The organism is Rahnella sp. Larv3_ips, from assembly GCF_003697865.1.
GTDB classification, from domain to species: domain Bacteria; phylum Pseudomonadota; class Gammaproteobacteria; order Enterobacterales; family Enterobacteriaceae; genus Rahnella; species Rahnella rivi.
Map to the genome: position 1 here is coordinate 433,153 of NZ_MJIB01000021.1, position 25,830 is coordinate 458,982.

24 protein-coding genes and 1 pseudogene are annotated in these 25,830 nt (G+C 55.4%); 2 read left to right on the plus strand and 23 right to left on the minus strand.

The window, feature by feature from the left end; all coding sequences use genetic code 11:
* The first annotated feature begins 103 nt into the window (after positions 1–103).
* Complete coding sequence (gene yfcF, locus ED901_RS21500; protein ID WP_056775806.1) at positions 104–736, plus strand: glutathione transferase; 633 nt, start codon at positions 104–106, stop codon at positions 734–736.
* Between the two features lie 45 nt (positions 737–781).
* On the opposite strand, the gene ED901_RS21505 is transcribed toward yfcF, so the two are convergent.
* Together ED901_RS21505 and ED901_RS21510 are read right to left on the minus strand one after the other, a co-directional pair.
* Positions 782–1,225, minus strand: coding sequence for a GNAT family N-acetyltransferase (locus tag ED901_RS21505; protein ID WP_122097175.1), 444 nt, complete (start codon positions 1,223–1,225; stop codon positions 782–784).
* Between the two features lie 190 nt (positions 1,226–1,415).
* Positions 1,416–1,673, minus strand: a complete 258-nt coding sequence (locus ED901_RS21510) for a YdgH/BhsA/McbA-like domain containing protein (RefSeq protein WP_122097176.1) — start codon at positions 1,671–1,673, stop codon at positions 1,416–1,418.
* Between the two features lie 416 nt (positions 1,674–2,089).
* Here ED901_RS21510 and ED901_RS21520 point away from each other — a divergent pair, with 416 nt between their 5' ends.
* A complete protein-coding gene (locus ED901_RS21520) occupies positions 2,090–2,338 on the plus strand; it encodes a GlsB/YeaQ/YmgE family stress response membrane protein (protein WP_056775793.1) in 249 nt (82 codons plus the stop codon).
* A 68-nt stretch (positions 2,339–2,406) separates the two neighbouring features.
* Here ED901_RS21520 and ED901_RS21525 read toward each other — a convergent pair whose 3' ends face one another.
* From ED901_RS21525 to uca, 21 genes and pseudogenes are all read right to left on the minus strand, one after another.
* On the minus strand, positions 2,407–2,790 hold the full coding sequence (locus tag ED901_RS21525) for a hypothetical protein (RefSeq protein ID WP_056775791.1): 384 nt from the start codon (positions 2,788–2,790) through the stop codon (positions 2,407–2,409).
* Positions 2,790–3,206 (minus strand): DUF2442 domain-containing protein, encoded by a 417-nt coding sequence (locus ED901_RS21530; protein ID WP_122097178.1) that lies wholly within the window; start codon positions 3,204–3,206, stop codon positions 2,790–2,792. The genes ED901_RS21525 and ED901_RS21530 overlap by 1 nt, the downstream gene beginning before the upstream one ends.
* 123 nt (positions 3,207–3,329) lie before the next feature.
* On the minus strand, positions 3,330–4,235 hold the full coding sequence (locus ED901_RS21535) for a LysR substrate-binding domain-containing protein (protein ID WP_122097179.1): 906 nt from the start codon (positions 4,233–4,235) through the stop codon (positions 3,330–3,332).
* An 84-nt stretch (positions 4,236–4,319) separates the two neighbouring features.
* Entirely contained in the window at positions 4,320–5,540 is a 1,221-nt protein-coding gene (locus ED901_RS21540) for a cytosine permease (protein ID WP_122097180.1), read from the minus strand.
* Positions 5,541–5,571: 31 nt separating this feature from the next.
* The gene (locus ED901_RS21545; RefSeq protein WP_056775786.1) at positions 5,572–5,964 is read right to left on the minus strand and encodes a hypothetical protein; all 393 of its coding nucleotides are present in this window, start codon (positions 5,962–5,964) and stop codon (positions 5,572–5,574) included.
* Positions 5,965–5,979: 15 nt separating this feature from the next.
* Positions 5,980–6,942: a carbamate kinase gene (arcC, locus tag ED901_RS21550; RefSeq protein ID WP_122097181.1), complete on the minus strand. Its 963-nt coding sequence runs from the start codon at positions 6,940–6,942 to the stop codon at positions 5,980–5,982.
* The gene (locus tag ED901_RS21555; protein ID WP_122097182.1) at positions 6,939–8,348 is read right to left on the minus strand and encodes a DUF1116 domain-containing protein; all 1,410 of its coding nucleotides are present in this window, start codon (positions 8,346–8,348) and stop codon (positions 6,939–6,941) included. Before ED901_RS21555 ends, arcC begins: the two co-directional genes overlap by 4 nt.
* Positions 8,348–9,886: an acyl-CoA synthetase FdrA gene (gene fdrA, locus ED901_RS21560; RefSeq protein WP_122097183.1), complete on the minus strand. Its 1,539-nt coding sequence runs from the start codon at positions 9,884–9,886 to the stop codon at positions 8,348–8,350. The genes ED901_RS21555 and fdrA overlap by 1 nt, the downstream gene beginning before the upstream one ends.
* Positions 9,887–9,979: 93 nt before the next feature.
* Positions 9,980–10,768, minus strand: a complete 789-nt coding sequence (locus ED901_RS25255) for a DUF2877 domain-containing protein (protein ID WP_205965131.1) — start codon at positions 10,766–10,768, stop codon at positions 9,980–9,982.
* Between the two features lies 1 nt (position 10,769).
* Entirely contained in the window at positions 10,770–11,438 is a 669-nt protein-coding gene (locus ED901_RS21570; protein WP_122097184.1) for a cysteine hydrolase family protein, read from the minus strand.
* A gap of 255 nt (positions 11,439–11,693) precedes the next feature.
* Positions 11,694–11,964, minus strand: a pseudogene (locus tag ED901_RS25260) (hypothetical protein); the annotation flags it as partial.
* Positions 11,965–12,475: 511 nt separating this feature from the next.
* The gene (locus ED901_RS21580; protein WP_122097185.1) at positions 12,476–12,916 is read right to left on the minus strand and encodes a hypothetical protein; all 441 of its coding nucleotides are present in this window, start codon (positions 12,914–12,916) and stop codon (positions 12,476–12,478) included.
* A gap of 507 nt (positions 12,917–13,423) precedes the next feature.
* A complete protein-coding gene (locus ED901_RS21585; RefSeq protein ID WP_122097186.1) occupies positions 13,424–13,864 on the minus strand; it encodes a hypothetical protein in 441 nt (146 codons plus the stop codon).
* Between the two features lie 508 nt (positions 13,865–14,372).
* Positions 14,373–14,813, minus strand: a complete 441-nt coding sequence (locus tag ED901_RS21595) for a hypothetical protein (RefSeq protein WP_122097188.1) — start codon at positions 14,811–14,813, stop codon at positions 14,373–14,375.
* 267 nt (positions 14,814–15,080) lie between these two features.
* Positions 15,081–15,779: an urea ABC transporter ATP-binding subunit UrtE gene (gene urtE / locus ED901_RS21600; protein WP_122097189.1), complete on the minus strand. Its 699-nt coding sequence runs from the start codon at positions 15,777–15,779 to the stop codon at positions 15,081–15,083.
* 11 nt (positions 15,780–15,790) lie between these two features.
* On the minus strand, positions 15,791–16,588 hold the full coding sequence (gene urtD, locus ED901_RS21605) for an urea ABC transporter ATP-binding protein UrtD (RefSeq protein ID WP_056777157.1): 798 nt from the start codon (positions 16,586–16,588) through the stop codon (positions 15,791–15,793).
* Positions 16,589–16,596: 8 nt separating this feature from the next.
* Positions 16,597–17,670 (minus strand): urea ABC transporter permease subunit UrtC, encoded by a 1,074-nt coding sequence (gene urtC, locus ED901_RS21610; RefSeq protein ID WP_122097190.1) that lies wholly within the window; start codon positions 17,668–17,670, stop codon positions 16,597–16,599.
* On the minus strand, positions 17,670–19,238 hold the full coding sequence (gene urtB / locus ED901_RS21615) for an urea ABC transporter permease subunit UrtB (protein WP_122097581.1): 1,569 nt from the start codon (positions 19,236–19,238) through the stop codon (positions 17,670–17,672). Before urtB ends, urtC begins: the two co-directional genes overlap by 1 nt.
* A gap of 857 nt (positions 19,239–20,095) precedes the next feature.
* Positions 20,096–21,364 (minus strand): urea ABC transporter substrate-binding protein, encoded by a 1,269-nt coding sequence (urtA, locus tag ED901_RS21630; RefSeq protein WP_122097193.1) that lies wholly within the window; start codon positions 21,362–21,364, stop codon positions 20,096–20,098.
* A gap of 74 nt (positions 21,365–21,438) precedes the next feature.
* On the minus strand, positions 21,439–22,164 hold the full coding sequence (locus ED901_RS21635; RefSeq protein WP_056775766.1) for a GntR family transcriptional regulator: 726 nt from the start codon (positions 22,162–22,164) through the stop codon (positions 21,439–21,441).
* A gap of 27 nt (positions 22,165–22,191) precedes the next feature.
* Positions 22,192–25,824, minus strand: a complete 3,633-nt coding sequence (gene uca, locus ED901_RS21640; RefSeq protein ID WP_122097194.1) for an urea carboxylase — start codon at positions 25,822–25,824, stop codon at positions 22,192–22,194.
* Between the last annotated feature and the right edge of the window lie 6 nt (positions 25,825–25,830).

Here is a 25,830-nt window from a genome sequence, read left to right on the forward strand (position 1 = left end):
GCTTCACCGCCTTCTGCCTCCGGGTGGAAGGCTTTTTAACGACACACCCCGCTTTCTGCGCTATGTTTTTGTTCCTTTGTTTGATTTCTTTCAGGAGTTTGCCATGAGCCAGCCTTCGCTGATTTTGTATTCCGATGCCAATTTTTACAGCCCTTACGTGATGTCCGCTTTTGTCGCGCTGACCGAAAAAGGCATCCCCTTCGAACTGGAAAAAGTGGATCTGGCTGACGCGGAGAATCTGAAAGAAACCTATTCGGCGATTTCCGTGACCCGCCGCGTACCGACGTTAACCAACGGGAGCTTTGTGTTATCCGAGTCTTCTGCGATTGATGAATATGTCGATGAGCTGTTTCCTGCCCCGACGTTTCCTGCCATTTATCCGGCTGATCCTGAAAACCGCGCCAAAGCCCGCGAAGTTCAGGCCTGGTTGCGCAGTGATTTGATGCCAATCCGCGAAGAACGCTCCACTGAAGTGGTGTTCGCTGGCGCGAAACGCCCGCCGCTGACAGCCAAAGGCCAGCAGGCCGCCGAAAAACTCTACGATGCCGCAGAACGTTTGCTCGGTGATAAAACGAATCTGTTTGGTGAATGGAGCATTGCGGATGTGGATTTGGCGCTGATGCTGAACCGTCTGCGTCTGAACGGCGATCCGATGCCGGAAAAACTCATCGCCTATGCCCAATCGCAGTGGCAGCGCCCGTCCGTTTTGGCGTGGTTAGCGCTTTCCGCGAAATAAGATGAGTGGCGCAGTCAGATCACAGGCTGACTGCGCTAAAGACGTTTACAGTGATTTGGTCAGGAAAAAGCGGGTGTGCGTGGAAGGCGCATCGTCCGGTGCGCGGGAGTCGGCGATGTAATCTTCCAGCGCCATTTGCATGTGATAGCCCATGCGTTCATAGAACGGGCGCGCCTGAAAACTGAACGTATCCACCAGTGAGTAACGACAGCCCCGCGCTTTGGCCTCTTCTTCCGCTTCGGCGATCAGTTGCGTGCCGACATCTTTGCCACGCAGCGATTCATCGACCCACAGCATCTGGATGTACATCCAATTCCCGACGGTTTCCGCCACTATCCCCGCCTGTTTGTTGCCTTTTTCATCTTCCACAAAAATCCCTAACGCACGGAATTTTGATTGAGGGATAAAGTTTCTGTTGAAATTACGCAGGCCACTTTTGATCTCCTCGAGATCGCTTTCGGTCGGGGCATGGCTGAGACGGGTCTTCATGACAGGATTCCTTTTTATTCGCGTTTTATCGTGGTGAGTCGGAGTGCAGAAATGATAAATCAGAATAGTGAATATGACCGGGGAGTGGCAATGCGCGGATAAAGAAAATCTGAAGATGGAGAGGTAAATACAAAAAAGCCTGTGGAAGTCAGACTTCCACAGGCTTTTCAGAGGGTTTTATCGCAGGAGATTATTTGTAGATTTCAGCGTCAGCGTGCAGTTTGTTGTTACCGGTCACAGAGATGATGCGGTAAGAAGAAGCACCGGCTTCTTTCGCCTGCTTTGACAGTTTGGTTTCCAGGCCGCTCAGGGTGGTTGAGTTGGCAGCGGAGATAACACCGATTTTCTGCATGTCACCAGAGGGCTGATTCACCTGCTGAGCCGCGAAGCTACCGAAAGAAATCAGGGAGAGGGTTGCAGCTACAGCAAAAATTTTGACGTTTTTCATGATGTGTATTCCATTCAGGTTTATGTGATTGAAAGGTGGTTGCCTTTCGATGGATGCATAATAAGCCTGATGCGCAGAGATGAAAAACGGATTGATTTGAGTAAGTCATTCAAAATATTTGGTCTACTTTTTACGCAATTTTACGTCCCTGTGCGGGCAACTGACGAAACCGCGATAATGCTGACGCAGACTGTAAAAACACCCATCTTTGCTGCTGTTTTCTCCTTCCTGCTGATTTTTGGCGGGTTTGTCTAAAGAGTGCTACGCTTTCAGGGTAGTATCAGAAACGGGTTGTGCGTGGGGTATGAAAGTAAACCTGCCACCCAAACCGCAGGATTTCAATCATTCTGCATTTGTTTGGCCGACTTGGCTGAACAATATTCACGGTAGCGGAAATTTATTCGGAGGAGTCGAAAATGGGAATTTTATCCTGGATTATCTTTGGTCTTATTGCAGGTATTCTGGCTAAGTGGATCATGCCGGGCAAAGATGGCGGTGGTTTCATTCTGACCGTAGTCCTGGGTGTGGTCGGTGCTGTGGTCGGGGGTTACATCAGTACTTTCTTCGGCTTTGGTCGCGTAGACGGTTTCAACTTCGGCAGCTTCGTCGTCGCGGTGATCGGTGCGATTGTCGTACTGTTTATCTACCGCAAAATCAGGAGCTAATGGTCCGCCATTACGCCTGAAAATAAAAAAAAAGCCGCGCATTGTCGCGGCTTTTTTGTGTCTGCGATTTACTCCACCGGCGACGTCGGCAGGCGCACGATGTCCTGATTTTCATTGCCCATCCAGTACACGCCTTCCTTCGCCCAGAACGGGCCTTCGATAAAGTCGAGCAGGTCGGAATACTCTTCATAAAACTGTTTGCCGTCGCGGTTATACACCCGCATATAGCCTGAGTAATGGCCGCCATCGCCCGGCATGGTCATGCGCGGGATAAAATCGAAGGTCTTATATTCGCGCACCACATACTCTTTGTTCGGGCTCCACTGCTCGGAAATCAGTTTCCCTTGTTTCCACCACTGGTAACACCCCGCGATAACCATCACCAGCACCGCCAGTATGACCCCGCGCATACGCTGGCGTACCAGCGCTTCCTGACTTTTGATTTTGGGCATTAACTTAACTCTGCATTTTTACGCGGACGTCCGCCTTTTTTGCCATTCTCCCGGCTGGTGCTGGCTTTAACAGCACTGCGCATGGCGCCGTTGATCGAGGCGACAATTTTCTGTAAATCGCTGGCGTCAAAGAGAATTTTTGCCAGTAAACCCGGAAGGTAGATGTCCACATCACATGCCGGAATGCGCAGTGCTTTGCTGAAACCATCCACCTCTGCGCTGTTAAGCTGTTCTTGCGTGGCGAACTGAAGTTCTTCAATGAGATCAATGTTTATAAGATAGCCGACGCCATTGCCGTGCATGATCATAAAAGCATGTTGCCCTGGACGATATTCGACTGAAACCGGGCGGGAAGGGTCATTGGCCGTTTGTTCCCCCCGTTTCAACGCCGCTTCAAATCGTGTCATTGGTGCCATGGATTTTCTCCCATTCAGCATTGAGCCTGACGATATTTGCTTCTAAATAACGAAACAAAGCTTTGATCTCCGCGAAAGATGAATTGCGACTTTTTTCGTCAGATTGAAACACCCTACCCGGTTTCACTTCCCGCACAATTCCCCCTTAACGCCCGCTTCCAGCAGATAATCGAGGCACCACTGGCAGACTTTGCCCATGCCGTCGGAGCGGGCGGCGAGGAACAGTTGTGTCGCATGTTTATGTTCCTGCATCGGTTTTTTCACCAGCCGGCCATTGTTGAGTAACGGCAGGGCGAGGTGATGAGGCAGATAGCCGATGCCGGTATTGCGCTCGATAAGGGAAATGGCGATGGCAAAATCAGGGACGAACAAGGGTTTTTGCCCCTCGAGCAGCCACGCCTGCTGATGGGCGAAATTCACTGCCGTATCGCGAATGCACACCGCCGGATACTGCCGCAGCTCGGCGTTGGTCAGCGGTTGCATCAGCGTTGCCAGCGGATGCTGCGGGCCGACGACAAAATCCCATTCCAGCTGGCCGAGACTTTCGGTGACCACCCCTTCGCTGCCCGGCACGTTATGCGGCGCGCCAATCACCAGATCGGCCCGTTTACTGTAAAGCGCGTCCCAGCAGCCGTTGTAGACCTCAACGTTCAGCGACAGCCGCGTCGAGGGAAATGCCCGCTCAAAGGCACTGATAAAATCCACCAGCACAGGCACCGGCACGATGTTATTCACCGCGATGATAAATTCCTGCTCGACGCCTTCATGGATAAGGGCGGTGTTGCGTTTCAGGGCATCGAGATCGCTCAAAAGGGTTTTGCTGTGGCGGATAAAATAGTGCCCGGCAGGCGTCAGTTCAATGTGATTGCCTTTGCGGATAAACAGCGCCACGCCGAGGCTTTCCTCGAGCTTTTTCACGGTATAGCTGATGGCAGAAGGGACTTTGTTCAGCTGATCGGCGGCGGTGGTAATGCTCTGGTATTTCGCGACCAGATGGACGATACGAATACTTTCATCAGAAATCAGCATACAAAGGCGCTCCTGCCATAAAAAAAGGAAACCCGTCGTCATGACGGATTTCCTTAATTATGCCGTATTTTACCCTTTTCGCCGTCAGTGCTTTTGCATCCGGCTAAACAGCGCATAACACACGCAGGCCACCAGAATTGAATCCACTGACGGAATGGTGGTGAGCGTCATCATGCCTTTTACCGTCATGAAACCGACGGCGGAACCGAGCAGCCAGGCGACAAAAGTCAGTAACTTGATGGGTGGCTCGCGGGTCAGGACCTCTGCCTGATAGCCGTTGCGACGGTACAGGAAGAAATCCGCGATATAAATCCCGGCCACCGGCGGGGTGGCGATCCCTAAAAACAGCAGGAAGGGGATGAACCACGCCATGATGTCCATGCTGCCGATAATCGCCGCAAGCACGCCCAGCGCCAGCGTAATCTGCCATTTAGGGAAACGGGTCAGCAGGGTGGAAACCACCAGCGTGCCTTGGAACATATTCCCCGCATTGCCGGTGATGCAGGCAAAAATCAGCAACATCGCCGCCGGCAGCACCGCGCCGAAAACAGCCATCGCCCCGAGAAGGGAACCCTGACCGCTCAGCGCGCTCGGCATGGCACCGGCCCAGTAGAGCAGCGGATACGCCACCAGAAACGCGGCGGCTGCGGCAATCAGCGCATGTTTGCGGTTATGCACAAAACTGCCGAAATCGGGCAATGTCGCGACCAGCACAATAATGGTGCCGACCACGGTAGACACCGCCACGCCGGTGTTCATCTGGCTGAGGCTTTCCGCCACCGGCGCGTGGCCGTGCATCGCCACATACAGGATGTAAACCAGCACCAGCGCAATCACCGGCACGGCGACCTGCGCGATTTTGCCGAGGACCGCAAAACCGAACGCCGTCGAAGCAACGAACACGCCGCAGCCGAGCGTCACCAGCAGCGGCACGGGCACGTCCAGCCCATGCTCTGCCAGCAAATCATGGACTGAATGGCCGAACATATTGGCGGTGACCGCAATCCAGCCAAACAGGCTGACGGCCATCAGAATGTTAATCGCCACCGCGCCTTTTTCACCGAAGGCATATTTCACAATGCCGTAGGTCGGCAGGCGGGCTTTTTCACCCACGCAGATGGTGATGGCCGCCAGCAGCGTGAGAATAATTCCGCCGAGCGCCACCACGGTAATCAGCTGCGAACCTGACAACTGATTGCCTAAACTTGATGAAGAAAGCAAAACCGGTGTGACGGCAATGCCCAGTAATATCATGGCGATACGCAGGCCTGACGCCGTATTCGGTGCATTTTCTGTTTTACGCATAACCCACTCCTTTTCAGTGAAGGCCGTTCTCTCAGCGGGTGTGATGATGCCCGGTATACTGGCGCCAGCCGCCGGTCGCGGTGATGTCGGTTTGTCCTTCCACCAGCCAGGGTTCTGCCAAAACGCCCAGCACTTCGCTGCCGTCCTGCAACTTCACTTTACCGATGCTCAGCCCTGCCGGTTCGCTGCTCAGCAACGCGGCGAAAGAAGCGGGCGGCAGCGCCCAGATTTCCAGGCTGACGGTGTTTCCGCCCTGCTGAACGCGGATCATCCCCGGATGACGGTCGTTGATGGTCCACAAACGGTAATGGGCATCGGTGCTGTCTTCGCGCACGAACACGCCGCCCGCGCCGGTCATGTTCGGGTTCAGTTCCAGACCGCGCATCAGCGTGCCGTTCACTGCCAGTAAAATAGTGTTTTCCATGTTGATATCCTTATTTTAATTATGTGAAATCCAGGTGCCGGTCTGATGATTCAGGGCGGCTTTAATCGCTTCCGGGCTGGTGATCAGCCCTTTGGCGTGTTTTCCCTGTTGCTGGCTGTTGTTGATAAATTTCACGATGGCCTCGACTTTCGGCTGCATGCTGCCCGCGCCAAACTGCCCTTCGCGAATAAACGTTTCGGCCTGTTCCACGCTGAGATTGCTCAGCCATTGCTGCTGCGGCGTGCCAAAATTCACGGCGACCTGCTTCACGCCGGTCGGGATCAGCAGTAAATCCGCACCGAGTTGTTCCGCTAACAGCGCTGACGCCAGATCCTTATCAATCACCGCTTCCACGCCCGTCAGTTGCTGATGCTCATCGCGTACCACCGGGATGCCGCCGCCGCCGCAGGCAATCACAATGCAGCCCTGTGCCAGCAGTGTGCTGAGGGTCTGGCGCTCCAGAATGTCGAGCGGCAGTGGCGAAGGCACGGTTCTGCGCCAGCCGCGTCCGGCGTCTTCGGCGATGCTCCAGCCGAGCTCCTGCTGACGCTGGCGGGCGGTCGCTTCATCCATAAATGCACCGACCGGTTTAACCGGATTTTGAAACGCCGGATCCTGCGCGCTGACCAGCGTTTGCGTCACCAGCGCCACGACCGGGCGCGAAATGCCGCGTTTTTGCAGCTCGTTCAGCAGGGCTTTCTGGAACATATAGCCAATCGCACCCTGCGTATCGCCGACCGCGTAATCGAGCGGCACCGGCGCCACTTCACCGGCAGCCAGCTCCGAACGGCGCAGAATAAACCCGACCTGCGGGCCATTGCCATGCGTGAGCACAACGTCCCAGCCCGCTTCAATCATGTCCACAACCGGACGCACGCTCTCAATCACCGCCTGATACTGATCGGGAATACTGTTTTTGTGTTCATCGGCGATCAGCGCGTTTCCGCCGACGGCCACCACGGCTAAAGGTGTGTTCATGCCGGGATCTCCTGAGAAAGCGCCTGAAGTGCATCGGTAAAGCAGGACATCGGTGCGGTAGTGATCCCCGCGCCAATCTGGCCGACACCCGCCAGTTTGTGGGCGATACCGGTATTGATGATCGGAAGGATGGCGCGGTCGGCGACTTTACGGGCGTCGATGCCTGCCGCCGTCGGCGCGAAGTTCAGTGCGGGCAGGGTAAATGCCGGATTGCCACCGAGAGTGATCAGCTGCATTTTGCGGCTGTTACTGGAGGCATCCGCAGGCGTGCCGCCGACAAATTTGACGATGGCCGGAGACGACGCCATCGCGAAGCCGCCGACACCGGCGGTTTCGGTGATCGCGCTGTCGCCCAGATCGGCGGCGGCATCTTCCACGCCGTAACCGGGGAAGAACAGGCCCTCTACCGGATTGGCCGGAGCCTGATACCAGCGGTCGCCGGTGCCGGAAAGACGGATACCAAAGTTAACGCCGTTACGCGCCATCACCGTGACCATCGAGCTGTAAGGCACGTCCGCCGCCGCATCCATCATTGCCTTACAGGCCGCCATCGACAAATTGAGGAAGAAGTGATCGTTACCGGTGATAAACGCCACGCAGCGCTGAAGCTGTTCAGCGGGAAGATTACATTCCAGCAGCGCCGGAACCAGACGCTTGATCAGCAAACCGGTGGCTGCCGCATTGCGGTTATGCACTTCATCGCCCATGTGCAGCGCCTGCGCCATCAGCGGTTTCAGTTCCATCTCACCGAGTTTTAGCACCGCCGCTTTCATCGCCGGAGCCAGCTCTTTAGCCATCCAGCGCAGACGATCCAGAACTTCTTCGTTATTGGCGCCAAAGCGTAAAACTTTGCCAAGACCTTCGTTGAAATTGCTGAATGCCAGTTTGCCGTTGGTTTTGTTTTCAATCACCCACAGCGGCATCGACGGGCTGATAATACCGGCCATCGGACCGACCGCGTGATAGTGGTGACAAGGCTCGAGCGCAATGTTGCCCGCTTCAATCATCTGCTCTGCATTCTGATGACCGGTTGCCCAGCCTTCGTAAATCACCGCGCCGATAATCGCCCCTTTCACCGGGCCGCACATGTCTTGCCAGGCAATCGGCGGGCCGGAGTGCAGAATGAGTTTGCGTTCGCTCATGGCCGGAATGGCCTCGCGCGCGGCCAGCACATCCACCAGCGCCGGTTGCGCGCTGAGATAGCGGGCAAACGCCACGTCGTTGGCTTTTTCGACCAGCGGATGGCGCAGCAATTCCGCCAGACTCAGACCGGCAGCGATATCGCCCAGCGCAGGCGGCTGCCAGCTCAGCGGCACCACGTCGCCACCGGCGGTCTTCAGGTTTTCAGCAAAGCTGTTCAGACCGGCATTGACCACGCAAAGTGGCTGATTAAGTAACGTATTCATTATTTTTCTCCCTTCTTTTCTGCCTGAATGCGGGCAATCTGGCTGGCCCACAGCGCGGCCTGTGCGTTGCATTCAGCAACCATCACACCTGCCTGGCGCAATGCGTCGATCTGACGTGAACGTTGTTGTGGATCGGCTTCGGTGCCGCAGACGTGGGCGACCAGCAGCGGGCGCTGATCGCGCGGATGCTGTGCGAGAATTTCCAGTAATTCCGCTGCCGGTTCGGTGGCCGCGCCATAACCGAGCACCAGATCGAACAGCAGAACGGCGGTTTGCGGATCACTGAGCTCGGCGGCAATGCGCTGATTGCGCAGCGTCGGATCGATCATCGGGTGCGGTTTGCCACGGGTGTAATCGTCGTCGCCCATGTCGATCAGGGTGTGACCGCGGCTGCGCCACACATCATCCGGTTTTTTGTTGCCGGTAACCGGCGTATTGGATGCGGCGTGAAAACCCTGTTGCTGACAAATCAGCTGGCTTTCATAACAGAAGGTGCCTCCGGCAAAGACGCCGCGAATATCGGTGCGCGTCGCCGGTAAGGCGTGGCATTGCTCAGGGCGGATGATTTCACCGAAAGCCGTCACGGATGGCCTGCCGTCGAGCAGCGCCACTGCCTTATCAGCGGCGTCTGCGAGAGTGGTTGCCGGGAAAACGCGATCGCGGGCGATATCTGCCGCATCTGCGCCGAGGAAATTCACCACCACCGGCTTGCCGCAGGCGCTGGCCTGTTGCAGGATGCGTTCGGCGACGGCGCGGGCCGGAGGTTTGGAAATCAGCACAATCACTTGGGTATCCGGATCGCCTGCCAGCATGTTCAGGCCGTGCAGCATGGAAATGCCGCCGATCTCTTCATGCAGGTCGTGGCCGCCGGTGCCGAGCGCCTGAGAAATCCCCGCGCCGAGATGATCCACGCGGCAGGTGACTTCCTGCACGCCGGTACCGGACGCGCCGACCACGCCGATCGCGCCACGTTTCACAACGTTAGCAAAACCCAGCGGCATCCCGTTGATGATTGCGGTGCCGCAGTCCGGCCCCATCACCAGCCGGTTCTTTTCGCGCGCCAGCGTTTTGATCTGCTTTTCCTGCGCCAGACTGACGTTATCGCTGAACAGCATCACGTTCATGTCCAGTTGCAGCGCCTTAATCGCCTCGGCGGCGGCGTAATCACCGGGCACGGAAATCAGCGCCAGATTGATGTCGGGATGGCGTTCCAGCGCCATATCCAGACTCACCAGATTTGGCGCGAAAACGCCGTCTGTGGCGGCTTCCTGCGGTTTGCTGCTGAGCAGTTCGCGCGCCAGCGTCATCGCTTCCTGACAGGCCGCTTCATCGCCTTTGACCGCAATAATCAAATCGTTTGGACCGGCTTTCATCTCCTGACCCAGACCGGCATCCGCCAGCTGCGCCAGATTGGTTTGCGTGCCCATCACCACAGAGGCCTGTTCGATACCCGGCTGTTTGCTGATGTTGGCGGAGATTTGCATCAGCGACACCGAGTCCTGATACATATTGCTGAAAACCTGAGAAATGACACTCATAACTAATACCTGTGCTTACTGCCTGTTTTTTCAGGCAAAGGGATCCCCTGCCGGCGCGCAGGGGGCAACCGGCATGAAGAGAAAAAGAGTGAGTTACAACGTGGTCTGTAGCGTGCGCATTCCGTGCAGAAGGCCTGCCAGACAGTCAGTGCCTGAACTGGCACCAAACTGCATGACGTTCTGCGCCGCGCTGTGCACTATGTCGTCGCTGGCCGGTGTGGCCAGCAGCATCAGCAGGTCACAAAGCGGCTCAGAGAAATGCCCGTCCAGCGCGCGGCGCAGGTAATGCGCGCTGATATCGTTGGTGCGCGTCAGATGGCTGGCGATGATCTCCTGCATCAGCCGGTAATGTCGGGCGATGCGCGGCGCCGTCTGCCAGCGCCACAATCCGGCCAGATAACCGAGCAAATAATCGTCGCCGTCCGGCGTCAGCCCGCCGCCGAAGCCGATCAGCCGTAACACCTGAAACGTCAGCTTTTCTGCGCTGTCCTGCGCAAAAATATGTGGCTGGCGCTTCGTGCTGTCACCGCCGGGCAGCAGCATCAGTTCACTTTCCACCGGCTGCCTGATCAGCGCTTTCACCAGCGTGGCGTAGTGTTGTGGCCGCTGTTCGGGTGGCACCGGCGTTATCTGCGGCTGCCAGATTTCTGCGTGCTCCAGCCCGGTTAATTCGCCGGTCATTCGCCGCCAGTCCCAGCCGTGTGGAAGCTGAACCCGGATGGCATCCGGCAAATTCGGGTAGCGGCTGGCATCGAGCAGCGTCAGTAACTGCCCGTCATCCGCCATCAGGTTCATTGCATGCTGAAAACGGCTGTGCGCCGTCAGCGGCTGCGCGAGGCGGTCTTTAGCCAGATAGCCGAGCGAAACCACGGGCAGTTGCACGTTATGCCTTTAAGCCGTTGATGATGGCGTTCGCGTCGCTGACCCAGCCGAAAATCGCGCCCTGTGCTTTAATCATTTCCAGCGCGGATTTCTGGAACTCCGGGAAATAAGATCCGACGCAGTCCTGAGGAATAATGCATTCAAAGCCACGGTCATTGGCCTCGCGCACGGTGGTGGTGACGCACACCTCGGTAGTCACACCGCAGACAATCAGGGTTCTGATGCCGTGGTTTTGCAGCACCAGATGCAGGTCTGTCTGATAAAACGCGCCTTTGCCTGGCTTATCGATAACCGGCTCACCGGCAACCGGATACAGCTCAGGAATGATGTCGTGACCGGCTTCGCCGCGCACCAGAATGCGACCCATCGGACCGTCGGTGCCGATAAACGTCTGGCCGCCACGGGTCAGTTTAGCCGGAGGACAATCGCTCAGATCGGCGCGATGGCCTTCGCGGGTATGAATGACCAGCATTCCCTGCGCGCGGGCGGCGTCCAGCACTTTTTTGCAGGGCGCAATCGCTATGCGGACTTTCGACACGTCATTGCCCAGCGCTTCGCCAAACCCGCCGGGCTCAACGAAATCGCGTTGCATATCAATCATCACTAACGCCGTCGTTTGCGGGTCAAAGGCTAACGGGAAGGGTTCTGCCTGAAATTGATGCGTAGTCATCGTTACTCTCCTGAACATCCGATGTGGGGAAAAGAAGTACCTGTGCGCAAGTATAGAGAGGCGATGAAAGGGTGACAGCGAAATGATTTTCCGGTGAGCGCCGAATATTTTGCAGCAGGATTTTTAGCCGGAAAGAAGTGTGAGATGCCGCAAACCGCGACGGCGAGCAGCAAATAATTTGATGCTGACCCGCCGCTGGCGAGAAGTTTTTTGTTGAAGGAGTGTGATGAGTATCGGCTGACCTGAAGTTCTGTGTCAGTCGGGATTCATAAACTGGTAGCGCACTGGCTTAAGCAACTTTTTAACGGCACCTTCATTTTCAGCGCGTTTGAGCCAGTCGAGAGCAACTGGATAAACACAGCCGCTCCCGGCTTGTTGTAATAATGCGGCGATCACGGTCAGCGTCCATTTTGAGTCGACGACGTCATCGATTAAAAAAACATCATCGAGATTTTGCATTGGTGAAAACTGTTTACTGCCCTTTTTGAGGGTGATTATCCCTAACTTTTGAGACCGCATTTACAAAATTGGCGACGTTATAATGCAATGAGGCAGAGGCATCGTAGGAGCGGGCGGTTACGGCGTCAAAAATAGCACCTCTCGTCGCGTCATTATTATTCCCATTGGCGAGTAGCGTGTTGTAATGGTTCAGCAGTAATGAATTATTAACCCCATCAATATAGGTAATGTTGGGTTACGCAACACCCCAGGTAATTCCACCAAATCAAAGGTGCGGCCATGTTCTGCGTAGGCGGTTAGCGTACGGACTTCACCGACGGTTTCGGCAACAAAACGCTTCGATGCACCATCGCCTTAACAATGTCATTGGCGCTGGTTCGGATACCACCGTCAGTATAGTACCCACTGTTAAAAAGGATTATTTCGCCCGGTGTATTCAAATCTTTCCGGCTCATCAGTCCGCTATCGAATCTGGCGTAGTATAATTTCCGGGTTGGATTTTAACAGTTCGAGTGCTTGATCAGCCGATATAAAGTCCATAAACATTCCTTGTTTTTAGGGGGGCGTGAAAATTTTAATTAAAAATCAAAAGTTATATCTAATATTGCATCGTAATTACTATCGACACCCGTTAGGCGATAAATCAACAAAGCTTCTTTGAGTGCTAATGCAACGTCACGCATTGATCCTCTATCATTTTTATTACAAGAAAAATAGGGGGCATAACTCCATGAATGCTCTCTCCAATGGAGTGACCAATGTTTTCCTCCTATTTTATTTAAGTCTAAAAATACTTTTGCAATATAAACCTCGCCATCAAAAAAGAATAAAATTGTATTTAAACCAAAATCTTGAGGCTCACGTCCGCTTAAGGAAATGGTCATGAGGTATATATTTTTTTCACGGTCAATTGCCCACTCTGAGCCGGGGTGTAAACCATTAGAGATCCGCTCGTCGTAACGACCGATCTGATACTTCTCAAAATCCTCCTTACTGATTATCTCTTTAACAAAAGCCATGATGTTATCCTTTACTGATAATAAATATTGATTCACATTATGCCACTTAATATCTTCAATTCAAAAAAAAGGAAATACCAGTGATCACTATTTTTCAGAACAGAGATCGGGTGCAATTAATTTGGGGGGAGAAATAGAAGGAATGACTTATTTAATATGTATTTAATCTATTGTTTAGCAGGCTACTATTTGATTTAGGTATGTAGGCGGTTATTGCGGGCATTGGCGGTACCGTACGAACCTCACCGACGGTTTCGGCAACAAAACGCTTCGATGCACCATCGCCTTAACAATGTCATTGGCGCTGGTTGGGATACCACCGTCAGTATATACCCGCTGTTAAAAAGGATTATTTCGCCCGGTGTATTCAAATCTATCCGGCTCATTAGTCCGCTATCGAATCTGGCGTAGTATAATTTCCGGGTTGGATTATAACAGTTCGAGTGCTTGATCAGCCGATATAAAGTTCATAAACATTCCTTGTTTTAGGGGGTGTGAAAATTTTGATTAAAAATCAAAAGTTATATCTAATATTGCATCGTAATTACTATCGACACCCGTTAGGCGATAAATCAACAAAGCTTCTTTGAGTGCTAATGCAATGTCACGCATTGATCCTCTATCATTTTTATTAGAAGAAAAATAGGGGACAAAACTCCATGAATGCTCTCTCCAATGGAGTGACCAATGTTTTTCGCCTATTTTATTCAAGTCTAAAAATACTTTCGCAATATAAACCTCGCCATCAAAAAATAATAAAATTGTATTTAAACCAAAGTATTCAGGCTCACGTTCGCTTAGGGAAATGATCATGAGGTATATATTTCTTTCACGGTCAATTGCCCAGTCGTCACCAGGGCGAAAGCCAGTAGGGATCCGCTCGCGGTAACGCCCAATCTGATACTTCTCAAAATCCTCTTTACTGATTTCTTCTTTGACAAAAGCCATGATGTTATCCTTTACTGATAATAAATATTGATTCACATTATGCCACTTAATATCTTCAATTCAAAAAAGGAAATGCCAGTGATCACTATTTTCCAGAACAGAGATCGGGTGCAATTAATTTGGGGGATTAAATTGAAGGAACGACTTATTTAATATGTATTTAATCTATTGTTTAGCAGGCTACTATTTGATTTAGGTATGTAGGCGGTTATTGCGGGCATTGGCGGTACCGTACGAACTTCACCGACGGTTTCGGCAATAAAACGCTTCGATGCGCCATCGCCTGAACAATGCCATTGGCGCTGGTTGGGAGACCACCGTCAGTATAGTACCCACTGTAAAGAAGGGTTATTTCGCCCGGTGTATTCATATGTACCCGGCTTATTAAGCCGCGTATCGAATCTGGCGTAGTATAATTTTCCGGGTTGGATTTTAACAGTTCGAGTGCTTGATCAGCCGATATAAAATCCATAAATATTCCTTGTTTTTAGGGAGGTAAAAAATTTAATTAGAAATCAAAAGTAATATCTAATATTGCATCGTAATTGCTATCGACACCTCTTAGACGATAAACCAACAGTGCTTCTTTAAGTGCTAATGCAACGTCACGCATTGATCCCCTATCATTTTTATTACAAGAGAAATAGGGAACAGTACGCCATGAATGCTGTCTCCAATGGAGTGACCAATGTTTTTCCCCTATTTTATTCAAGTCTAAAAATATGTTTGCAATGTAAACATCGCCATCAAAAAAGAATAAAATTGTATTTAAACCAAAGTATTCAGGTTCACGTCCGCTGATGGAAATGATCATGAGGTATATATTTCTTTCACGGTCAACTGCCCAGTCGTCACCAGGGCGAAAGCCAGTAGGGATCCGCTCGCGGTAACGCCCAATCTGATACTTCTCAAAATCCTCCTTACTGATTTCTTCTTTAAAAAAAGCCATGGTTTCACTTCCTGTGCAAAAGTTTTTTCTGTGCCTTTTAATACCCAATGGTTGCTGATATTACAATATAATTCACTATGTTTTTATTATTAGATGATCTGGCTCAATTTACTCTCCATAGTTATTAGATTAATACATAATTGATCATGCAGAGAAGTTATTATTTAGCATGTTAATTTTAGTTTTGAATATGTATTTGAAGGCTGATGGGTACGGAACTCAGTTATTATCAGCCAAAATTAATAATGGGTGCAATCCTAAGAAGAGTTAAATTGCCACCAGCCCCCGCACGCCTTCGGCCTCCATTTCCTCTCCGCGACCGCGTTTGACGATGCTGCCGCGCGACATCACCAGATAGCTGTCGGCCAGTTCGGCGGCGAAATCGTAGAATTGTTCGACCAGCAGGATCGCCATGTCGCCGCGGGCGGCGAGCTGTTTAATCACCGCACCGATTTCTTTGATCACCGACGGCTGAATGCCTTCGGTCGGTTCGTCGAGGATCAGCAGGTTCGGTTTGCAGGCCAGCGCGCGGCCAATCGCCAGCTGTTGTTGCTGGCCGCCGGACAAATCCCCGCCGCGTCGGTGTTTCATTTCCAGCAGGATCGGAAACAGATGGTAGATTTCATCCGGCACCTGCTTTGCCTGGCTGCCGGAAAAACGCGACAGGCCCATCAGCAGATTTTCTTCGACGGTCAGGCGCGGAAAAATGTCGCGTCCCTGCGGGACGTAGGCAATTCCCGCCTGCACGCGCTGGTGCGGTTTGCGGGAATTGATCACCTGATTTTGCCAGCTGATGGTGCCGGATTTCGCCGGGATCAGCCCCATCAGGCATTTCAGCAACGTGGTTTTGCCGACGCCGTTGCGCCCGAGCAGGCACGTCACTTCGCCGATTTTTGCCTCAAAAGACAGGCCGCGCAGAATGTGGCTGCCGCCGTAAAACTGATTCAGTTCATTTACCTGCAACATAATGCGATTCCTCAGCGCCCTAAATACACGTCGATAACCTGCTCGTTGGCCTGCACGTCGCGCAGTGAACCTTCGGCCAGCACCTGCCCCTGATGGAGCACCGTCACGTGGTCGGCGATGGTTTCCACAAACCCCATATCGTGCTCGACCACCATCAGCGAATGTTTGCCCGCCAGCTGTTTGAACAGCTCGGCGGTGTATTCGGTTTCGGCATCGGTCATGCCCGCGGCCGGTTCATCGAGCAGTAATAAATGCGGCTCCTGCACCAGCAGCATGCCGATCTCCAGAAACTGTTTCTGACCGTGGGACAGCAACCCCGCCGGGCGATGGCGTTCCGCCGCCAGACGCAGCGTGCCCAGCATTTCATCAATGCGGTCGCGCTGTTCGCTGTTCATTTTGGCGCGCAGGCACGCCCATACCGATTTATTGGTTTTCTGCGCGATCTCCAGATTTTCGAACACCGTCAGCGCTTCAAACACCGTCGGTTTCTGGAATTTTCGCCCGATGCCGGACTGCGCGATGCGCACCGGATCCAGCTTCGTCAGATCGGTGCGCTGATCGTAATAAACGCGGCCGCTTTGTGGTTTGGTTTTGCCGGTGATCACGTCCATCAGCGTGGTTTTCCCTGCGCCGTTCGGGCCGATCACGCAGCGCAGTTCACCGACGCCGATGTTGAGCGACAAATTGGTCAGCGCCTTAAATCCGTCAAAACTGACGTTGATGTTTTCCAGCTGCAAAATCGGATCGGTCTGTGCGCGGTGGCGGTCCGCCAGGTGCGGCTGGGTAAACAGGTCTTCGGTCATGGTCATCGGGCTCATCAGGATTTCCTCTTACGCAGCAGGCCAATCACGCCTTGCGGCAGGAACAGCGTCACCAGAATAAACATGCCGCCGAGGACAAATTGCCAGTATTCGGGAATGGCGACGGTGAACCAGCTTTTCGCGCCATTAACGATGCCTGCGCCGATGACCGGACCGATCAGCGTGCCGCGCCCGCCGAGTGCCACCCAGATGGCGGCTTCGATGGAGTTGGTCGGTGACATTTCGCTGGGGTTAATAATGCCGACCTGCGGCACGTACAGCGCGCCCGCCAGGCCGCACAGCATGGCGGAAATCGTCCAGACGAACAGCTTGAAACCCTTCGGATCGTAGCCGCAGAAAATCAGCCGGTTTTCGGCGTCGCGCACTGCCGTCAGCACGCGGCCATATTTACTGCGCGCCAGCGCGAATCCGAGCGCGAGGCTGGCGACCAGCACCAGAACCGTCGCCAGAAATAATCCCACGCGCGTGCCGGTGGCGGTGACCTGAAAGCCGAGCAGGGTGGTAAAACCGGTGAAGCCGTTATTGCCGCCGAAGCCGGTTTCATTGCGGAAAAACAGCAACATACCGGCGTAAGTCAGCGCCTGCGTCATGATCGAAAAGTACACGCCTTTGATTTTTGAACGGAAGGCGAAATAGCCGAACACAAACGCCAGCGCGCCCGGCACCAGTACGATCAGGCACAGCGCCCAGGCGAAATGCTGGGTACCCGCCCAGAACCACGGCAGTTCGGTCCACGACAGAAACGACATAAAGTCCGGCAGCCCGCTGCCTGCGGCCTGGCGCATCAAATACATGCCCATCGCGTAGCCGCCGAGCGCAAAAAACAAACCGTGACCGAGCGACAGCAAACCGGCGTAGCCCCAGACCAGATCGAGTGCGATCGCGACGATCGCATAACAGAGGATCTTGCCGACCAGCGTCAGCGTGTAAGTGGAGATCGCCAGCGGGTTGCTGGCGGGCAGCAGCGCCAGAAACGGCATCACAATCAGGAGGATGAGCACCAGCGTGCCCACAGAAATCGCAATCTTCGGCGCTTTTTGTACGCCGGTTATCGTCAGCGGCTGGCTCATCAGTCAATCACCCTGCCTTTGAAGGCGAAGAGTCCCTGCGGACGTTTCTGGATAAACAGGATTATCAGCGCGAGGATCAGGATTTTTCCCAGTACCGCGCCGATTTCCGGCTCAAGAATTTTGTTCACAATGCCCAGACCAAAGGCCGCCACCACGGTGCCAGCCAGTTGCCCGACGCCGCCGAGCACCACGACTAAGAAGGAATCGATGATGTAGCCCTGACCGAGTTCCGGCCCGACGTTACTCAGCTGCGACAGCGCGACGCCGCCTAAACCGGCGATGCCGGAGCCGAGGCCGAACGCCAGCATATCCACGCGGCCGGTCGGCACGCCGCAACAGGCCGCCATCGCACGGTTTTGCGTCACGGCGCGCACGTTCATGCCGAGCCGCGTTTTATTGAGCAGCAGCCAGGTCAGGCCGAGCACCAGCAAGACGAAGATGATCACCGCGATGCGGTTGTACGGCAGCACCAGATTGGGCAGCAGCTGAATGCCGCCGGAGAGCCAGCCGGGATTCGCCACTTCGACGTTCTGCGCGCCAAACAGCACGCGCACGCCCTGGATCAGGATCAGGCTGATGCCCCAGGTCGCCAGCAGGGTTTCCAGCGGACGGCCATATAAATGGCGGATGACGGTGCGCTCCAGCGCCATACCCATTCCGGCGGTGATGAAAAAAGCCACCGGCAGCGCGACCAGCGGATACAGCGCCAGCAGCCCCGGCGCGTAGTGCTGAAACAGCGACTGCACCATGTAGGTCGAGTAAGAGCCGAGCATTAACATTTCGCCGTGCGCCATGTTAATCACGCCCAGCAAACCGTAGGTGATCGCCAGACCCAGCGCGGCGAGCAGCAGAATTGAGCCGAGAGACAAGCCGGTAAACGCCTGACCCAGTAAATCGCCGATCAGCAGACGATGCTGCACCGCTTTCAGGCTGGTGAGCGCGGCGTTACGCACTGTGGCATCTGGCTCAGTTTTCGGGTCGGTCAGGCTTTGCAGACGGCCTTGTGTATCCGGATCGCCCGAGGTGCCGAGCAGCTCAACGGCTTTCAGGCGCACCTGCGGGCTGGCGTCGGCGAGCTGTAAATTCGCCAGCGCGATGGAAAGGGCATCGTGCACCGTGCTGTCTTTTTCCAGCTCAAGACGACGGGTCAGCAGCGGCAACTGGTCGGCCTGCGCGTCGCGCTGTAAGGCTTTGGCGGCCTGCAAACGAACGGTACTGTCGGTGCTCACCAGACGGTGCGCGGAAAGTGCATTGGCGATCAAAATTCGCAGGCGGTTGTTCAGCCAGACTTTTTTGGCTTCGCCCTGGGGTTTAACGTCGCCTTCCAGCGGCGTCAGCTGATCGCCATTCTGTGTGAATGCGTGTTTCGCTTCGTCGATGACGACGTTTTCCTGTTTCAGCGCCTCGAGCAGCGGCAGCCTTTCCGGCTGCGGATCTGCCGCCCATTGCTGCAATAACGTGGCCTGCTGGCTGCGGCTGGCGGCAGCAAAATCGTTGGCCGGACCGGCGTGAACAAGCCATGGCAGGCAGCCAAGCAGGAAAAACAGAGATCGAAGTAAAGTTTTCATCATGTTTTCGCCATAAAAGTAATACCTCTGGGAGCGCGGGCTTGCAGCCCAAACTGGCTTAAACCGTGGGCTTGCAGCCCACACCTGCTAAGACCTTGGGCTCGCCGCCCAAACTGGCTAAGACCGTGGGCCTGCAGCCCACACCCGCCAGGACCTTGGGCTCGCCGCCCAAACTGGCTTAAACCGCGGGCTTGCAGCCCACACCCGCCAAGACCTTGGGCTCGCCGCCCAAACTGGCTAAGACCGTGGGCCTGCAGCCCACACCCGCCCAGAAGGAGCGCCAAGGCGCGCCCCTTCTGGACATCCCGCGCCTTTTTGTTTGTGACACCGACAGCTATCGCTGCTGGCAGGGAACGTGTTTCAGAGACTTCCGTTCACGGCGCAAACGGCGCCGCTGCGCGGTGCTCTCATTTCAGGTTCGGACCCGCCCGGAAAAAGACCCGTGCGGTTTCTCACCGTTCATTCGCCGCCGTTTTGAGTGCGCCTTTGAGGCATTTTTAAGGTCAAAACAGACCTGCTCTGCTATTTTTTTTGACTTACATAGCCATTAGGCCGCATTCAAAAATTCCGCTGAGCAAGAGGTTCGAGACCTATGGCTCGAACCCGCCGCGAAGGTACCGCGTCGCGGCGGTATTTTGCGGCGAGAACGGATGCTCCTGGAACACGGTGCCTGTATGGCGCGATGCTGTCGGTGTCTCAGAGAAAAAACGCAGGATTCCAAAGGAGGCACGTTTATGCCTCCTTTGGGCCAGTTTGGGCGGCGAGCCCAAGGTCTTAGGCAGTTTGGACGCCGAGCCCAAGGTCTTAGGCAGTTTGGACGCCAAGCCCAAGCTCTCAGCGTGCCTGGGCTCCCATTCCTAATTAGCAGTTTTCACCGGGGTATCCGGCTTCTTATCGTTCCCAACGATGTACGGGCTCCACGGCTGGGCGCGGACCGGTTTGTCGGTCTGCCAGACCACGTTGAACTGACCGTTGGATTCGATTTCGCCGATCATCACCGGTTTGTGCAGGTGGTGGTTGGTTTTATCCATGGTCAGCGTGAAACCGGACGGGGCGGCGAAGGTTTGGCCGGCCATGGCGGCGCGGACTTTATCCACGTCCGTCGTACCGGCTTTTTCCACCGCCTGCGCCCACATATGGATGCCGACATAGGTCGCTTCCATCGGGTCGTTGGTCACCGCGTTATCGGCGTTAGGCAGTTTGTGAGCCCTGGCGTACGCCTTCCATTCAGCGACGAATTTCTTGTTGGTCGGGTTATCCACGGACTGGAAGTAGTTCCAGGCCGCGAGGTCACCAACCAGCGGTTTGGTGTCGATGCCGCGCAGTTCTTCTTCACCGACCGAGAACGCCACCACCGGCACGTCGGTCGCTTTCACGCCCTGATTCGCCAGCTCTTTGTAGAACGGCACATTGGAATCGCCGTTGATGGTGGAGATCACCGCCGTTTTGCCGCCTGCGGAGAATTTCTTAATGTTGGAAACGATGGTCTGATAATCGCTGTAACCGAACGGCGTATAGACTTCTTCGATGTCGCTGTCTTTCACGCCTTTGGAATGCAGGAAGGCGCGCAGAATTTTGTTGGTGGTGCGCGGATAAACGTAGTCGGTGCCGAGCAGGAAGAAGCGTTTGGCAGCGCCGCCGTCTTCACTCATCAGATATTCCACCGCCGGAATGGCCTGCTGGTTAGGCGCGGCGCCGGTGTAGAACACGTTTGGCGACATCTCTTCGCCTTCGTACTGCACCGGATAGAACAGCAGACCGTTCAGCTCTTCAAACACCGGCAGCACGGATTTGCGCGATACCGACGTCCAGCAACCGAACACCACCGCGACTTTATCCTGCGTCAGCAACTGGCGGGCTTTTTCGGCGAACAGCGGCCAGTTAGAGGCCGGATCAACCACCACCGGTTCCAGCTTTTTGCCGAGCACGCCGCCTTTGGCGTTGATGTCGTCAATGGTCATCAGCGCGATGTCTTTCAGCGGCGTTTCTGAAATCGCCATGGTGCCGGAAAGGGAATGCATGATCCCGATTTTGATGGTGTCGGCTGCCTGCGCGCTCCAGGCTAACCCCATGCTGACTACGGTGGCGGACAGAGCAAAGGCTTTAATAAAACGTCGACGTTGCATAGATGTACCCTCGAAATGAAAAGATGATTAAGAGAACGCTGGTATGTAGAAAGTCGAAAAAATGTTTAAAAAAGTCATGACGGAAGATTTCCGTTATTCTCCGCCCGGGCCTGATGCAGCATGTGCAGGGTAATTTTGCGCACCTCGGCTTTACTGACGGCAATATGGTCGTGTAGTTGGCGTTGTGCCTCCTCAGTGCGTTGCCCGATGATGGCGAGCAAAATGCTCGCGTGTTCCTGATAAGTGGCGTTGATCCGCTCATCTTTGGTGAAATCCAGCCGCCGGATGATGCGGATTTTCTCGGTCAGTTCGCGGTGAATACGCGCCATTTCGGCGTTACCGGCCGCGGCCACCAGCGTCATGTGAAACTCTTCGTCAAAGCGCGATACCGCCTGCCCGTCTTGCAGCCGTGGCTTGTCTATCCAAAAATCTTTCAGCTCCGCCAGTTGCAGGGGCTGAGACGCCGGCGCACAGGCGCACAGGCGTTTGACCGCTTCCAGTTCCAGCACAATGCGCAGGTCGTAAAGCTGTTCGAAGAAGTCGAAATCGAAAGGCCGCACCTGCCATCCGCTGCGGAAAAACACTTCGACGTAACCTTCGCGTTCGAGCCAGAACAGCGCCTGACGCACCGGCGTGCGGCTGACTTCCATGCGATCGGCGATGTCGTTTTCGCTGAACCGATCGCCCGGCAGCAGGCGGAAGCTGAAAATGTCGGTTTTCAGCTGCTGATAAATACGTTCTGCCAGCCCTTCCGGGCGGTTATTTTTACTGCGTGCCGATTTGGCGTCAGTCAGTTGCATAAAGAGTCCCTTGTGGGTTCAACCCGCTTAAACCGCTAAATCCAGCCACAGCAGCGCATCACCTGGCCCGACCGGACGGCCCTGCTGGCAACTGATTTTCAGAACGGTGCCGGCGCACGGCGCGTTCACCGAGAGTTCCATTTTCATGGCTTCGACGACGATCAGCGGCTGGCCTTCTTCGACCTGCTGACCCGGCTCGACCAGAATTTTCCAGATATTGCCGTTCAGATCGGCGCTGACGAGATGCCCGTCCTGATCCGCGTCGTCTTCCGCTAACTGCACGGCGTTGGCGGCGGCTTCCACCGCGGCGCTTTCGGCTTCGTGCCAGTGCGCGACTTCGCGGGTAAAGGCTTCGGCCTGTTTCGCGCGGAATTCAGCAATATCGGCGGCGTTGTCAGCAAGGAACTGCGTGTATTGCGCAAAGTCGAATTCGGTTTCTTCGATACGAACTTGTGCGCGGCCTTCGCGGAACGCCTCGCGCTGGATGTCCAGTTCGGCTTCGGTGACCTCGTAAAACCGTACCTGATCGAAGAAGTGCAGCAGCCACGGCTCGCCGTTTTTGAATTGCTCGTTTTTCAGGAACTTGTTCCAGATAGGCAGCGTGCGGCCCACCAGCTGATAGCCGCCCGGTGAATCCATGCCATAAATGCACATGTACATGCCGCCGATGCCGACCGTGCCTTCGGCGGTGAACGTACGCGCCGGGTTGTATTTGGAACTGAGCAGGCGGTGGCGCGGATCGACCGGCACCGCGCACGGCGCGCCGAGATACACATCGCCCAGCCCGAGGATCAGATAGCTGGCGTCGAAAATGATGTTTTTCACTTCGTCGCGGCTCGCCAGCCCGTTGGTGCGCTGGATGAAATCGACGTTATTCGGCAGCCACGGCGCGTCGGCGCGCACGGTCTGCTGATAGCGTTCGACCGCGCCGAGCGTGGCGGAATCTTCAAAGGCCATCGGCATGTGCACGATGCGGGTGGGGATTTTGAGCTGGCTGATATCGGCCAGACTGTTTTCCAGCGTCAGTAAATGTTGCAGCAGCGCCGTCTGATGCAGCACGCCGCTGTCGTAGCGGATTTGCAGCGAACGCACGCCCGGCGACAACTCCTCAATGCCTTCCTGACCGGCGGCTTTAATGGCGTTCATCAGCAGGTAAATGCGCATCCGCACCGCCAGATCCAGCACGTTATCGCCGTACTCAATCAGCACGTAGCCGTCGCCAGCCTGGCGGTATTCCACCGACGGACGATCGGCTGTCGCCGGTAAAGCCGCGAGAATAGTGGCGGAGGCGGTGGTATCGGGCAGCAGCGACGGCACCGGCAGCGCCATGGCGTTGATCGGCATCAGCGAGTCGAGCGTGCCTTGCTGCGCCAGTTCCAGCGCCTGCGCCTGTTCAAAACTGATCGGATGGAAACGGATTTTGTCGCCCGGTTTTACCTGGCCGACTTTCCACAATTCGGCTTTGGCAATGGTCACCGGGCAGACGAAACCGCCGAGGCTTGGCCCGTCGCGGGTCAGAATGACCGGGAAATCGCCGGTGAAGTTAATCGCGCCGATGGCGTATTCACAGTCATGTACGTTCGACGGATGCAGCCCGGCTTCGCCGCCGTCCTGCCGCGCCCATTGCGGTTTCGGGCCAACCAGCCGCACACCGAGGCGGTTGGAGTTGTAATGCACCTGCCATTCGGCGGCGAAGAAAGTGTCGATAGAAGCTTTGGTGAAAAAATCCGGTGCGCCGTGCGGCCCGTAAAGCACGCCGATATTCCAGATATCGCCGTAAGGCGGCACGATGTTTTCGGCTGCCGCCTGCGGTAAACCCACCGGCGCAGGCGTGGTGCAGGCCGCGAGTTCCGGCTGCGAAACGGTCAGCATATCGGCGACACGCAGCGTACGGCCCGAGTGACCGCCAAACTGCCCGAGCGCAAAGGTCGAGCGGCTGCCGAGATACACCGGCACGTCGAAACCGTTACGCACGGCGAGATAGGTGCGGCAACCCTGCGTGGCGCGGCCCAGCGTCAGCGTCTGACCGGCTTTCACATCGACCGGCTGCCAGTAAGAAACCGGCTCGCCATCGATGGTGGCCGGGCAACGCGCGCCGGTCAGGGCGATAATGGCGTCGCAATGAAAACGCAGCGTGGGTCCCTGTAACGTGAATTCCAGACCGGCGGCATCCAGATGATTACCGACAATGCGGTTGGCGAGACGAAAGGCAAAATCGTCCATCGGGCCGGACGGCGGCACGCCGATATCCCAGTAACCGAGACGCCCCGGATAATCCTGCACGCTGCTGTAGGTGCCGGGCGCGATCACTTCGATGGCGTTGGGGGCATAAGCAAAACTGTCGAGCATGCGCGTCCACATGTCGCCGTCGCGGAACACCGGCGTGGCGACCACCTGACGCAGATAATCAATGTTGGTGGCGATGCCGTGCAGGCGCGTGGCGGCCAGCGCGGCCGACATTTTTGCCAGTGCGTCCTGACGGTCGGTGCCGTGAACAATCAGTTTGGCGATCATCGGATCGTAAAACGCCGACACGTCGCTGCCGGTAGACACCCAGCCATCGACGCGCACGTCTTCGGGGAAGAACACTTCAGTCAGCACGCCGGGGCTTGGCTGGAAATTCTTCAGCGGATCTTCGGCGTAAATGCGCACTTCCATCGACGCGCCCTGCGGGGCTTTTTCCATCGCAGGCCAGTCCAGCGGCTCGTCTGCGGCGACTTTCAGCATGCAGTCGATGAGATCCAAACCGGTGACCATTTCGGTGACCGGATGCTCCACCTGCAAACGGGTGTTTACTTCGAGAAAATAAAATTCGTCGCGCGCGGCGTCATAGATAAATTCCACGGTTCCGGCGCTGCGGTAATTCACCGATTCGCCCAGCTCCACGGCAGCACGATGCAACGCTTCGCGGCTGGCCTGCGGCAAGTTCGGCGCAGGCGTTTCTTCCACCACTTTCTGATTACGGCGCTGCAATGAACAGTCGCGCTCGCCGAGTGCCACCACGCGGCCTTTGCCGTCGCCAAAAATCTGTACTTCGACGTGACGGGCGCGGTCGACAAAGCGCTCCAGAAACACCCCGGCGTCGCGGAAAAACTGCTCGCCGAGACGCTTCACGCTGTCCCACGCAGCGCGCAGGGCGTCTTCGTCGTCACAGCGCGTCAGGCCAATGCCTCCGCCGCCAGCGGTGCTTTTTAGCATCACCGGATAACCGATGTCTGCGGCCGCTTTCACGGCGTCTTCCAGGCTTGCGAGCAAACCGGTGCCCGGCGTCATCGGCACATTTGCGGCACCGGCTAATTCACGGGCGCGGTGCTTGAGGCCAAACTCGCGGATTTGCCCGGCGGTTGGCCCGATAAAGGCAATGCCCGCCGCTTCGCAGGCATCGGCAAATTCCGCGCTTTCGGATAAAAAGCCGTATCCCGGATAAATCGCCTGCGCGCCGGTTTCTGTCGCGGCGGCCAGAATTTTGTCGATCATCAGGTAGCTTTCGCTGGCCTTTTCGCCGCCCAGCGCGATGGCGATATCCGCCTGCGTAACGTGCGGTGCATTGCGGTCGGCATCGGAATACACGGCCACGCTGGTGACGCCCAGACGTTTCAGCGTGCGGATGGCGCGGCAGGCAATTTCGCCACGGTTAGCAATTAACACGGTAGTAAACATGTGCGC